10 protein-coding genes are annotated in these 13,227 nt (G+C 63.8%); 6 read left to right on the forward strand and 4 right to left on the reverse strand.

Annotated features, from left to right (window positions below; all coding sequences use genetic code 11):
- Positions 1-359: 359 nt before the first annotated feature.
- Positions 360-1,103, forward strand: a complete 744-nt coding sequence (locus BUS12_RS36345; protein ID WP_143788585.1) for a hypothetical protein — start codon at positions 360-362, stop codon at positions 1,101-1,103.
- 115 nt (positions 1,104-1,218) lie between these two features.
- On the opposite strand, the gene BUS12_RS36350 is transcribed toward BUS12_RS36345, so the two are convergent.
- From BUS12_RS36350 to aspT (BUS12_RS36360), 3 genes are all read right to left on the reverse strand, one after another.
- Positions 1,219-2,868 carry a bifunctional aspartate transaminase/aspartate 4-decarboxylase gene (locus BUS12_RS36350; protein ID WP_074302314.1) on the reverse strand — a complete coding sequence of 550 codons (1,650 nt, stop codon included), beginning with the start codon at positions 2,866-2,868 and terminating at the stop codon, positions 1,219-1,221.
- Between the two features lie 111 nt (positions 2,869-2,979).
- A complete protein-coding gene (gene aspT / locus BUS12_RS36355; protein ID WP_074302315.1) occupies positions 2,980-4,665 on the reverse strand; it encodes an aspartate-alanine antiporter in 1,686 nt (561 codons plus the stop codon).
- A 196-nt stretch (positions 4,666-4,861) separates the two neighbouring features.
- Positions 4,862-6,544: an aspartate-alanine antiporter gene (gene aspT / locus BUS12_RS36360; protein WP_074302316.1), complete on the reverse strand. Its 1,683-nt coding sequence runs from the start codon at positions 6,542-6,544 to the stop codon at positions 4,862-4,864.
- A 557-nt stretch (positions 6,545-7,101) separates the two neighbouring features.
- Here aspT (BUS12_RS36360) and BUS12_RS36365 point away from each other — a divergent pair.
- Entirely contained in the window at positions 7,102-8,100 is a 999-nt protein-coding gene (locus BUS12_RS36365) for a LysR family transcriptional regulator (RefSeq protein WP_074302317.1), read from the forward strand.
- A 30-nt stretch (positions 8,101-8,130) separates the two neighbouring features.
- Positions 8,131-9,129 carry a 2-hydroxyacid dehydrogenase gene (locus BUS12_RS36370; RefSeq protein ID WP_074302318.1) on the forward strand — a complete coding sequence of 333 codons (999 nt, stop codon included), beginning with the start codon at positions 8,131-8,133 and terminating at the stop codon, positions 9,127-9,129.
- A 68-nt stretch (positions 9,130-9,197) separates the two neighbouring features.
- Here the strand turns inward: BUS12_RS36370 and BUS12_RS36375 are convergent, their stop codons facing one another.
- Complete coding sequence (locus BUS12_RS36375; protein ID WP_074302319.1) at positions 9,198-9,719, reverse strand: plasmid fertility inhibition factor family protein; 522 nt, start codon at positions 9,717-9,719, stop codon at positions 9,198-9,200.
- A 161-nt stretch (positions 9,720-9,880) separates the two neighbouring features.
- Here BUS12_RS36375 and BUS12_RS36380 point away from each other — a divergent pair, with 161 nt between their 5' ends.
- The 3 genes from BUS12_RS36380 (at position 9,881) to BUS12_RS36390 (ending at position 13,205) form a co-directional block, all read left to right on the forward strand.
- Positions 9,881-10,663: a crotonase/enoyl-CoA hydratase family protein gene (locus BUS12_RS36380; protein WP_074302809.1), complete on the forward strand. Its 783-nt coding sequence runs from the start codon at positions 9,881-9,883 to the stop codon at positions 10,661-10,663.
- 134 nt (positions 10,664-10,797) lie between these two features.
- Positions 10,798-11,964 (forward strand): MFS transporter, encoded by a 1,167-nt coding sequence (locus BUS12_RS36385; protein ID WP_074302320.1) that lies wholly within the window; start codon positions 10,798-10,800, stop codon positions 11,962-11,964.
- An 83-nt stretch (positions 11,965-12,047) separates the two neighbouring features.
- Complete coding sequence (locus BUS12_RS36390; protein WP_074302321.1) at positions 12,048-13,205, forward strand: MFS transporter; 1,158 nt, start codon at positions 12,048-12,050, stop codon at positions 13,203-13,205.
- The last annotated feature ends 22 nt before the right edge of the window (positions 13,206-13,227 follow it).

The following is a 13,227-nucleotide window of genomic DNA, read 5'->3' on the forward strand; positions in this document are numbered from 1 at the left end:
TTTACGGACTCGCCTGCCGCATCGCACCACAACCTGCCACCCGTGAAAATTGCCAGACCCACTTTCCATTCCAGCCAATTTTTGTATATCATCAGATCAGTGTCAAGCGCATTTGACGCACGTGTTGAACGAATCGATCGAGCCCGAGCATGGCTCTTTTGTTGCCTGAAACCATGCACTCGTCATTGACGAACGCCACGTTCCACAGGCAACTCCGCGCGAAATCCAGTCTCTGCTTTCAAACGACTCGCACTTTTTAATTAGCATAAAAATTTAACAGCCGTTTAATTCATTTTTTAATGCAATATGCCGCCGGCTCTCTTGTGGGATATCAAGCATCGTCACATGGAGGTTTACCCGTGATCAGCGCATCTTCGCAATGCACAAAAGTATTCCGTTCTGTTTTGACGAATTCCAGTCAGTTCGAAGCGTACGTAAACCGGATCGGGCGGCCGAGGTTTGCCATTAATTGCGTTGGCGATCAATTCGACGAGCAAGGTCCAGGTCTGCTGCCGGACGAATGGCTATTCGCGGATGACCTGGAACGCCTGATGATGGATTTCTTTGCCTGGGAAGCACGCGGCATCCGCATGGAATGGGTCACACCCACGGTCAGCGGCAAGCCCTCGCCAAGGTGGAGAGTGGCCGGCTTATCCGACTACCTCAACAAGTCGGCCTCGCACCTCAACGCGGCCCTTCTCGGTACCTTGTGTCAGGCGATGGGGGCCGACGGCGCGCGCAAGGCCTTTCTCGAAGCCGTTTTCGCAGACGCCGGCAGCTACGGATTCATCGCATTGCATGCGGATCGTTACGACCACTTCATTGAAGAATGGAAAACCAACGACGACAAAGCCGCGCGCCCCGCGGACTATCGGGCAGACAAACGTTTCGGAGTGGTGAGCGCGGTCGGCGAACTGGGCGTCGAGCATGCGTCGGTTCAGTACTGGGCGTCGATCGGCTGGGCGAGCGGTTGGCTCAGCGAGGCGCAACTTCGCGAAGTCGGCCTCTCTTACGATGTGCTGATCGGTCAGACGTGCGTGATCAACGGACTGGGCGAGGTTGAGTGGATCGGCAATATTCCCCTTCCAGACTGCGACTTGTGAAGAAGCCGCTACCCAGCAAGAGCCCGCACGGCCCGACCACGGCCGTACGGGTGCGCCTGGATCGGGGCGGGCCTGGCGGGCGACTCGCATATCACGCTAGCCGCCCGCCAGGTCTTCACTTCACCGCATGCCTGTCCAGCTTGCTGCCGGTTTCCTTGTTGTAACGTTCGACGTACTCCTCGATCAGCTTGCGCATTGCACGGCCAATCTGGCGATAGTCGGACTCGTTGAGGTTGGCGAGCGACACCCGGCCCGACGGATGCTGCGTGCCGAAGCCCTTGCCCGGCAACAGCACCACGCGTGCCTCGCGCGCGAGGCGAAACAGCAACTCGCTCGGCTCCGTATTCTTGAGCAGCCATTCCACGAACTTGCGGCCGAACATCCGCTCGCCGAGAAACTCGATGTCGAGAATCGTGTAGTAGTCGACCTGATTCGGATCGTCGTCCTCGAAGGAAATGCCCACCTCCTCGTACAACGCCTGCTTGCGCTTGCGAATCAGCCGCTTCAACGCGTTCTTGTACGCATCCGGCGTATCCATCAACGAGAACAGCGAGAACAGCACCATCTGCACCTGCTGCGGCGTCGATAGACCGGCCGTGTGATTCAGCGCGACAGTGCGGCTGTCCGCCACCAGACGGTCGATGAACTTCAGCTTGTCCGGTTCCGTGGTGATCGACTCGTACCGCGTGTGCAACTCCTTCTTCACGTCCTTCGGCAACTCGGCCAGCAGCTTGTCGAGCACGTTGTCGCGATGCGTGGCGATCGTGCCGAGACGCCAGCCGGTCGCCCCGAAGTACTTCGAATAGGAGTACACGAGAATCGTGTTCTTCGGCGCCAGCGCGAACAGCGACACGAATTCGTCGGCGAAGGTGCCGTACACGTCGTCGGTGAGCAGGATCAGGTCCGGGCGCTCCTTGACGATGTCGGCGATATATTCAAGGCTCTCGTCATTGATCTTCACCGAGGGCGGATTGCTCGGATTGACGAGGAAGAACGCCTTCACCTTCGGATCGCGCAGCTTGTCGAGTTCCTTCTTCGAATACTGCCAGCCGCTTTCCACCGTCGCTTCGAGATTCACGACATTGAGCTGATAGTCGTTCAGACGCGGAATCTCGATGTACGGCGTGAAGATCGGCATGCCGAGCGCGATCGTATCGCCCGGCTTGATGAGCCGGTTTTCGCGCATCGTGTTGAAGATGTAGGTCATCGCCGCAGTGCCGCCTTCCACTGCGAAGATGTCGAACTCGCCGACAAACGGATACTTGCCGATCATCTCGCGGCGCAAATACTGGCCGACAATGATCTCCGAGAGCTTGAGCATGCGGTCCGGCACCGGATAGTTCGAAGCAAGGATGCCTTCGCACATCTCGTACAGGAAGTCGCCCGCCGAAAGACCCAGTTGGTCGCGCACGTACGAGATGGCGCCGCGCAGGAAGTCGATGCCTGGCACACCTTTGTTTTCGCGCAGGAACAGGTCGAAGCGTTCCGTGAGCCCCTCGCGGCGTGGGAAACCGCCCACGCCCTCCGGCATGTAGGCGAACGAGCGCTCCGATTCGCGCATCGCGAACAGGCCCAGTTGCCAGAAACCATGGCGCGGGATGGTCGCCAAAAAGTTCGGGTTGCCGCGGCCGGCGTTGAGCATCGAAACGTTGGCGGCACGCTCGACCGCCCCGCCGCCAGCGGCCTTGATCAGTTCATCCTTCAGTTCGAACGGGCTGAGTGCTGCCAGCTTGTCCTGTTCGGTTTCGCTTTTGCCTTTTGCCATGATGCATTCTCCATTGCAAGGGTGAGATACGCCGGCGGCGGGCGCTCCTGCGGCAGCGCCGGCGTGAAGGAATGAGAGTGGCGAATCGAGCCTTATGAGACCGGCTCTGCGTTAGACAAGACCCACGACAAGCGGCCCGAGCAGCGTCAGCGCCACATTCGCAATCGCATAGGTAATCGCGAACGGCACGGTGGGCACGGCGCTTTCCGCCTTGTCGAGCACGCCGCCGAAAGCCGGGTTCGCGCTGCGCGAACCGGACAGCGCGCCGGCCAGAATCGCGGCGTTCTTGTAGCCGAGGACATAGCGGCCGAACAGCATCGTCAGCAGCAGCGGGAACAGCGTGACGAACACGCCCAGCAGGAAGATCGTCATGCCGCTCTGCTTGACCGTCACCACGGCCTGCAGTCCGGAGTTCAGGCCCACCACCGCGACGAACGCAGCCAGCCCGAAGTCTTTCAGCAACTGCGAGGCCGCCGACGGCAACACGCCGTACATGGGATGCTTGCCGCGCATCCAGCCGAACAGCAGGCCGGCGAGCAGGCAGCCGCCGCCCGAGCCGAGCGTGAGCGGAATCCCCGCCACATTCACCACGATCAGGCCGATCAGCAGCCCAAGCACCAGACCCACACCCATGTAGATGAAGTCGGTCTTGTTGCTGTACGGCAGCTCGTAGCCGGCCGCATCCACGGCACGTTTGGTGTCTTTCGGCGAGCCGTAGAAGGTGATCACGTCGCCGTGTTCGAGCTTGGTCTCCGGCAGGATGGGCAGCGGCTGGCCGGCACGCTTCGCGCCCTGGATATACACGCCATGACGCACGTCTCGATCCACGACTTCGCGTGCAGCGGCGATCGTCGTATGGTTCATGCCTTTGCGGGTGAACACGCCTTCGCGGGTCTGCATCACGACGCCAATGTCGTCCACGTTGGCGATCTCACTGCCGTTCGCGCCGAATGCGACCACAGCTTCGCGGCGGCCGATCACCAGCACTTCGTCGTTGAGTTGCAACGTCAGATCGGGTGTCGGCTCGAGGTTCTGACCGTCGCGCCTGATGCGCTCGATGGTCAACATGTCCTGATGCTGCGTCTCGACTGCCTTGACCGTTTTTCCGGCGCTTACGTCGATCTTGTAGGCACGTCCCACCAGTTCGGGCAACGCACGAATTTGCCCCGCTCCCAGCGACGACGACGAACCGGCGGACAGCTCCTTCTCCGCCTCGATCGACGCCTCTCGCAAGCCCTGCCCCATGAACTTCGGCAGGATGTTCACGCAGACGATGATCGCGCCGAGCGAGCCGAACACATAGGTCACCGCATAAGCGATAGCCACGTCGGACTGCAACGACTTGATCTCGTCGGCGGGCAGGCTGAGTCGCGCGATCGCGTCGCCCGCCGTGCCGATGATCGCCGACTGCGTCAGCGCGCCGCCGGCCAGTCCTGCCGCGAGTCCCTTGTTGAGGTGGAACAGCTTCGCGCACACCACCACAGTGATCAGCGCGGACACCGCAAGGAAGATCGCCATGGCGATTTCACGCAGCGTCTTGCGGTTGAGCGAGTTGAAGAAGCCCGGTCCCGAGTCGTAACCGACCGCGTAAATGAAGACGGCGAACATCACCGACTTCACGCCGTTGTCGATCGTGACGCCGAACTGGCTGATCACGACAGCGGCAAGTAGCGAGCCGCCCACCCCGCCTAGCTGGAATTTGCCGAAATTGATCTGGCCGACGTAATAGCCGACTGCCAGAGAGAGAAACAACGCGATCTCAGGTGACTTATGAAAAATGCTATGTAGCCAGTCCATCGTGCCCTCGCTGTGATGAGTGACCGTACTGCCCGGTGTAATTGCCGGCGGACGTCGTGGCACTCCCGTCCGCGGCCCTGACTGCGTCAAGCCCTGTGCGACCTCTGTCTCGCCCCTGTCCTGTCGTTTTGTCGAGCCGCGCGGCGTCCGGTCTGCGTGCGGTCTCTGTGGTATTGCTGCCGTCCTGCTGCAGCGCCTAGCCGAACTTGCCGGCCAACCCCACCACCACTGGCCCCATCAACGGCAGCAGGATGTTGGAAAGCGCATAGGTGATCGTGTAACCGATGACCGGCGTCGAATTGCCGGTCACGCCGACGAGCGCGCTGATAGCCGGCGTGCTGCACTGCTGCCCGGCAATCGCGCCGAGCAGCATGGGGGTTTCGAGCTTGAGAAACATACGGCCGATCCACAGCGACAGCAGCCCTGGAATCAGCACCATGAGAATCCCGACGACCGGCAACGCGATGCCGTACTCGCGCACCAGCCTGATCGCGTCCGGCCCCGCCGACAGGCCGACCGCGGCGATAAACGTTGCAAGGCCGAAGTCCTTCAGGATTTGCGCGGCGGCGGAAGGCAGCGAGCCGATCAGCGGATGGCGCGAGCGGATCCAGCCGAACAGCAGCCCCGACAGCAGGCAACCGCCGCCGGTGCCGAGCGCAATCGAAACGCCGCCGACGCGGCCGCCCAGATGCCCAATGGCCATGCCGAGCAACACCCCCAGCCCGAGATAGACGAAATCGGTCTTCTGGGTCGCGGGCAGCACGTAACCAAGCTGGCGCGCGCCGCGTTCCACGTCGGCCTTGGCGCCGACGAGGGTCAGCACGTCGCCGCGGTTCAGTTCGGTGCCCGGCAAGGCCGGCACCGTCGTCTCGAGCCGCGTCACGGCAGCGATATAGACGCCGCGCCCTTGTTCCGGCGTGGCCTGTTCGCGCAGCTGCGCGACGGTCATGCCGTGCGCCTCGCGCCGCGTCAGGACCACGTTCACGCGCTCGGCGGCCAGCGCGCCGAAGCGCGCGTCGGACACTTCCGTGCCGATTGCCGGGCCGGCCGCCACCACCGCCTCGCGCCGCCCGGCGACCAGTGCGATATCGCCGGCAGCCAGCAGCAGATGCGGTTCGAGCGCCAAACGCGCGCCGTCCCGGTCCACCTGCTCGACCGTCAGGTTGCAGCCATAGCGCTGTTCGAGCGCTTCGATCGCGAGCCCCGCCGCCGGGCCGACGCGAAACACCCGGCTCACCAGCGCAAGCGCGCCCATGCGCTGGCCTTCGTCGAGCGCGCCGTCGCCGCCCAGCTTGCGCCACACGCGCTCGGCTTCCTCGCGCAAATTGACGCGCAGCAGCAGCGGCGCGAACTGGCTGGTAAACAGCACGATGGTGATCAGGCCGAACAGGTAGCTGACGCTATAGGCCGTCACGATGTTGGCCTGCAGACGCGCGGTTTCGGCCTCGGCGAGGCCCAACCTGCCAATGGATTCCGACGCCGTGCCGATCACCGCCGACTCCGTCGCGGCGCCCGCCAGCAGGCCGGCCGCCGTGCCGGCATCGAGACGCAGCGCGAACACCGCGGTCATCACGAGCAGCAGCACCGAAACGATTTCGACAATCGACAGCAAGCCGTAGCGCCAGCCCCGGCCGATATTGGCGAAGAACTGCGGGCCGCCGGTGAAACCGAGCGCAAAAATAAACAGGGCAAAGGCAATGTTTTTCAGGTCGGGCGCAAGCCGGGCGCCGGTTTGGCCCAATAGCAACGCCACGATCAACGTGCCGCAGACCCCGCCAAGCTGGATCGGTCCAATCTTGAATGAGCCAATGAAATAGCCTAAAGCAAGGCTCGCAAACAGCGCGATTTCCGGTTGCGACCTGAGCAATTCGCCGATCATGTTCTGGGTTGCCGCTTTACCGTTGATTTATAACAATCGTGAGAAAAAATCGCCTTGAAATTTCTAAAAAGCCAATTCCTGGCAATCCTTCCGGGTGCGACAAGCGGCACATTGCCGCAACGCGATATGCGTCATTGAATTAAGGATTAAGGATTTATTGCACTCGGACGAGGCGAGACCGGGACCCGGGACCTGAGACTCCATGTCGCAGCGTGGCGACGGCCAGCCATTCGAGTCGGATTGCATAAGCGCATTGCTTCCTCGTTGAGTTGCCCAGGTACCATAAAAAGTCAGGTTATTTGGGTCATGGGTCAATACATTGCGTTCCGAATCATGCCGATTCGGTCAATACCTATTACCCTACAGACAAGTCGGAAAATTCCCAAACCCGAATTCGACAAGTCTGATCAATAAATATTGTAATTCGTCGTAATAGTCAATATGATTTTCCACAGTAGTCGCAGCACCCCTGGTCCGGACGATTGCTGATTCGGCCGTTCGTTATGCCGCAGCAAGTCTCACCCTCGCGGTTTTTCTAGCACATGAGGCGAATTCCAATGAACCAGATTCACGCAATGCGAGTTTTCGTCCGGGTGGCCGAAACGGAAAGTTTCCGCCGCGCCGCGCAACAACTCGCGGTATCGAATGCGCTCGTCACGCGCTCCATCGCCACGCTCGAAGCCCATCTGAAAACGCGGCTGATCAATCGCACCACCCGCAATCTCGCCCTGACGGAGGCCGGCACACGCTACCTCGAAGGTTGTCGCGGGCTGCTCGAAGAACTCGATCGGCTGGAAAACGCCCTTGCCGACAGCGAGTCCGAGCCGGGCGGCACGCTGCGGCTCGTCGCCTCCGGTGCGCTCTCGCTGCTCTCGCTGACCCCGCTGCTCGACGGTTTCCGCCGCCAATACCCGAAGGTCAAGGTGCGGCTCACGCTGACCGACCGGCATGTGGATCTGATCGAGGACGGTTACGACGTCGGCCTCGTCACCGGCTTCGTCGCGCCCAGCCAGGATCTGGTCGAACGGCCTATCGGCACGCATGCGCTAGTGGTATGCGCCGCGCCCGGCTATCTCGCGGAGCAAGGTGTGCCGCACACGCCGGAACAACTCGCCCTGCACGCGTTCATCGCGCTGCCGGCGGAGCAGCCCAACAGCACCTGGCATTTCACCGGACCGGGCCGGCGCACCGAAGAGGTCACGCTGCAACCGGTCTACTCCGTCAACAGCGCGATGATGCTGCGGCTGGGCGTGCTGGCCGGCATGGGCGTCGCGATCCTGCCGTGGCAAATGGTGGCCGACGACCTGGCAGCGGGCACCCTGACACGCATCATGGACGATCACCGGGTCGACGACCCGGACCTCAAGGTGTCGATCGTCTATCCGAATCGCCAGTTCCTGCCGGCCAAAACGCGCACCTTCGTCACCCATACGCTCGAGCATTTCAGCCGGAGCGTTGCGAGCGCGGACGCCGCCGCCGTGCCGGCAGCGGCGCAAACACCGCTACCGGTGGCCGGCGAGATGAGCACCAGCCTGCATGCGCTACGGGACGCTTAAACTATCGGCATACCGTCTGCGGAGCACCTCATGCGCATGATCCTGTTCAGTAGCCGTCAGTACGACAGCGAAACGTTTAACGAAGCGAACGCCGCCTACCGCTACGACCTGCACTTTCAGGAATCGCACCTCGACGCCGAAACCGCTGTGCTGGCAGAGGGCTTCGAGGTGGTCTGTCCATTCGTCAACGACTGCGCGGACGCAGCGGTGCTCGAGCGCCTGCACGCGGGCGGCACACGCCTGATTGCGTTGCGCTCGGCCGGCTTCAATCACGTCGATCTGGCGGCCGCCCAGCGGCTCGGCGTGACGGTGGTGCGCGTGCCGGCCTATTCGCCGCACGCGGTGGCCGAACATGCGGTGGGATTGATTCTCGCGCTGAACCGGCGCTTGCCGAGAGCGGCCGCGCGCACGCGCGAAAGCGACTTCTCGCTCAACGGCTTGCTCGGCTTCGATCTGCACGGCAGGACCGTGGGTGTGATCGGCACCGGCATGATCGGCCGTGTTTTCGGCCGCATCATGGCGGGCTTCGGCATGCAGGTGCTCGCCTACGACCCCGGCACGCCCGCGCAGGATCTGCTCGCGCTCGGCGCACGCTACGTGCCGCTCGATACGCTGCTCGCCGAAAGCGACGTCGTCAGCCTGCACTGCCCGCTGGTGCCGGACACCTACCATCTGATCGACGAACGCGCACTCGCCAAAATGAAGCGCGGCGCGATGCTGATCAATACGGGGCGCGGCGGGCTGGTCGAAAGCAATGCGCTGATCGGCGCACTCAAGAGCGGGCAGCTCGGCAACCTGGGGCTCGACGTCTACGAGGAAGAAGGCGGCCTGTTCTTCGAGGATCATTCGAACCTGCCGCTCCAGGACGACGTGCTGGCGCGTCTGCTGATGTTCCCGAACGTGATCGTCACCGCTCACCAGGCGTTCTTCACCCGCGAGGCGATGAACGAAATCGCGCAGACCACGCTCGGCAATGTGGCGGCGTGGTATGGCGGCACACCGCGCAACAGGGTGTCCGTGCGCGGCTAGAACAACGGCCAGGGTGCAGCGAAGGCACCGCCCACGCTCAGCCGCAACGCAGCCGGGCAAGGACGCGGCTAAGGCGCCCGATCCATGGTCTGACGAATCGCGGTGCGCGCATCGTCGGCCGCGCCGCACACTTCGCGCAGCAACGCCACTTCGCGCTCGTGCACCTCGACCGGAAACCAGCGTGCGCCGGCATCGGCCAGATAGCGCGCGCGATGCTGGCCGTTGCGAAACGCCACGACGCCTTCGTGTTCGAGTCCAAACCAGCCCATCAGACCCGGCGCGCGGCGCGTCGAAACGGTCACATAAGGCATCTGCGGAATGCGCGGGTTGGCGGGATCGAGAAACTCGCGAATGCCGCGCACCTTGCCCGTATGCCATTCGTTGACGGGCTTCAGGACGTAGTCGGTATTGTCGCGATTCGCGCAGTCGAGCAATTTGCGGGCGTCGACCAGCACGACCTGATGACGGGTGCCGTCGGCAATGAAGACGCGCTTCAGACGAACGTGGTCGTACCACGGGTGTTCGTGCAAAGGCACGATCCAGATGGGCTCCGCCAGAGGCGATTCGAGAGTCGGCGTGGGTGATGACATGGACAATAACAAGTGCAGACTCGATGTGCCGGCGTACGAAGCCGGCATGCTAAAAAAGCGCTTACGCTACGGTTCCCTCGTGAAGTATATGTGACAGCGTCGAGCAATAATCAGCGCGCATAGCAAATAGCTGGCGATCTGGACAGCCCTCGGAGATGGCGATGACACCCGAAGAATTTGGCGACCACGTGAGAATTGAAGCAAGCGAAACCGTGGCGACGATCGTGCTCGAGCGGCCGGCGCGGCGCAACGCGGTCGACCGTCCGACTGCCGACGCACTATCCGCCGCGTTCCGACGCTTCGAAGCCGAACCAAGCTGGCGCGCAGCGGTGCTGTTCGGCGCGGGCGGCACTTTCTGCGCGGGCGCCGATCTCAGCGCGCTCGCAGACGACACGCGCCGCAACGAACTGCACGCCGATGGCAGCGGCCCCGGTCCGATGGGTCCGACGCGCATGCCGTTCACGAAGCCGGTGATCGCCGCGATTGCCGGCTACGCCGTTGCGGGCGGTCTCGAACTGGCCGCGATGTGCGATCTGCGAGTGGTCGAGGAAGACGCGGTGCTCGGCGTCTTCTGCCGGCGCGTCGGCATTCCGCTGATCGACGGCGGCACGATCCGGCTGCCACGGCTGATCGGCCTGTCGCGCGCGCTGGACCTGATCCTGACCGGCCGTGCGCTCGACGCGCACGAAGCCCTCGCGTTCGGCCTCGCCAATCGCGTCGTGCCGCCGGGTACGGCGCGGGCGGCGGCCGAGCGGCTGGCCGCGGAACTCGCCGCGTTTCCGCAGGGCGCCTTGCTGGCAGACCGTCGCTCCGCACTCGAAAACAGCCCGCTCGACGACCTGCCGGAGGCCTTGCGTCGCGAGGGCGCGGGCGGTTATCAGGCAGTCTTCGCCGAGGGCGTGGCGGGCGCGCTGCGCTTTGTTGAGCGAAAAACAACACCCTGAGCGCTCGCCAGCAGCACCGTTTTGGCTTAGGTACAATCCCTTACTTGCTTGCCCTGCCGACGCCCGCGCTCTCGTTCCGAAACGCGCGCCGGCCACGCGCGCATCGCGCGGACTTCGTACCGATCTCCCCCATCATGCCTTTGCCTCTGCTTGCCCTCGCCGTAGCCGCGTTTGGAATCGGTACCACTGAATTCGTCATCATGGGCTTGCTGCCCGATGTGGCTCGCGATCTGGCCGTCTCGATCCCCGCCGCCGGCATGCTGGTATCGGCGTACGCGCTGGGCGTGACGATCGGTGCGCCGATCGTCGCCATCGCGGTGGCCAACATGCCGCGCAAGAAAGCGCTGATGAATCTGATCGGCGTGTTTATCGTCGGCAATCTGCTGTGTGCCGTCGCGCCCAACTATGGCGTGCTGATGGCCGCGCGCATCGTCACGGCGTTTTGCCACGGCGCGTTCTTCGGCATCGGCTCGGTGGTCGCGGCGGGGCTCGTCGCGCCGAACCGGCGTGCCCAAGCCATTGCCCTGATGTTCACCGGCCTCACGCTCGCCAACGTACTCGGCGTGCCGCTCGGCACCGCGCTTGGCCAGGCAGTAGGCTGGCGCGCCACGTTCTGGGCCGTCACCGTCATCGGCGTACTGGCGGCAGCGGCGTTGGCGGCGTGTCTGCCCGCGAAGATCGAAATGCAGAAGGCCAGTCTCGTGCACGAGTTCACCGTGCTGAAGAACCCACAGGTATTGATGGTGCTCGGCATCAGCGTGCTGGCATCGACCAGCCTCTTCTCCACCTTCACCTACATCACGCCGATTCTCGAAGACGTCACCGGCTTCACGCCGCATGCGGTGACGCTGGTGCTGCTGCTGTTCGGTCTCGGCCTGACCGTGGGCAGCACACTTGGCGGCAAGCTGGCCGACTGGCGTCTGATGCCGTCGCTGATCGCGTTCCTGCTCGCCATCGTCGTGATCCTCACGATCTTTGCCGGCACCATGCACGCGGCCGTGCCCGCGATGATCACGATCTTCGTGTGGGGCGTGCTCGCTTTTGCGATCGTGCCGCCGCTGCAAATGCTGATCGTCGATCGCGCGAGCCATGCGCCGAATCTCGCCTCGACGCTCAACCAGGGCGCCTTCAATCTGGGTAACGCCAGCGGTGCATGGCTTGGCGGTATGGTCATCGGCGCAGGCGCGCCGCTCACCACGCTGCCGTGGGTCGGCGTCGCGGCGGCTGCCGGCGCGCTCGCCTTGACGCTGTGGTCGGTGCAGATGGGACGCCGCACGCAGAGCGTCGCCGTCACCGGCTAAGCCTGCCTGTCGACGCCGGCGGCGCGCCTGGCGGCGCCTTGCCGGGATGCGCATGACAGACGGGCGGTGTAGCATCTCGCCCGATGAAAGTCATCTACACACGCGATTTTCTCGCACTCATCCTCAGCGTCGCCGTGGTCGGACTCGGCAGCGGCGCGACCCTTCCTCTCACTGCGCTTGCCTTGACCCAGGCCGGCTACGGCACCGACGTGGTCGGCCTGCTGAGCGCCGCGCAAGCGGGCGGCGGCCTGCTCGTGGTGCCGCTGGCCGGCTGGATCGCGGCGCGCTTCGGCGGCCGCCAGGTGATCGTCGGCGCGGTGCTGGTCGTGGGCCTGGCCACGGCGTCGATGCAGATGAGTTCGAACCTGTGGGTCTGGGGCGTGCTGCGCATCCTCTGCGGCGCCGCGTTGATGCTGCTCTTCACGATCGGCGAAGCATGGGTCAACCAGCTCGCCGACGATGCGACGCGCGGCCGCGTCGTCGCCATCTATGCGACGAACTTCACGTTGTTCCAGATGGCCGGCCCGGTGCTGGTGAGCCAGATCGCCGACTTCACCGCCTGGCGCTTTCTGCTGTGCGGCGCGCTCTTCATGCTGGCGCTGCCGGCACTCGCGGCCATCCGCTCGACGCCCGTCTCCAGCGCCGAGCCGCAAGCGCACGATAGCTGGCGGCACGTGCTGCCGCAGATGCCAGCGCTCGTGATCGGTACCGGCTTCTTCGCGCTGTTCGACACCATCGCGCTGTCGCTGATGCCGCTCTTTGCGATGGCGCACGGCATCTCCGGCGAGGTGGCCGTGCTGTTCGCCTCCGCCCTGCTGCTCGGCGATACGACCATGCAGTTTCCGATCGGCTGGCTCGCCGACCGCCTTGGCCGCGAGCGCGTGCATATCGGCGCGGCCGTGGTGGTCGTGGTGCTGTTGCCGCTGCTGCCGTGGGCGATTGCGTCGCCGTGGCTATGCTGGCCGCTGCTGTATGTGCTGGGCGCGGCGGCGGGGTCGATCTACACGCTCTCGCTGGTGGCATGCGGCGAGCGCTTTCGCGGCGTGGCCCTGGTATCGGCCAGCTCGCTGGTCGGCGCGTCGTGGAGCGCCGCGAGTTTCGGCGGTCCGTTGCTCGCGGGGGCGTTGATGAAAAGCGTGGGCGATGACGCGATGATCGGCGTGCTGCTGGCGAGTGCGCTCGCGTTTCTGGTGGCGGTGTGGTGGGAAAAGCGGCGCGGGGCGACGCAGGCGCTGCAGTGAACGAGCGGTGGGGCCAAGGGCC

The organism is Paraburkholderia phenazinium, from assembly GCF_900142845.1.
GTDB lineage: Bacteria > Pseudomonadota > Gammaproteobacteria > Burkholderiales > Burkholderiaceae > Paraburkholderia > Paraburkholderia phenazinium_A.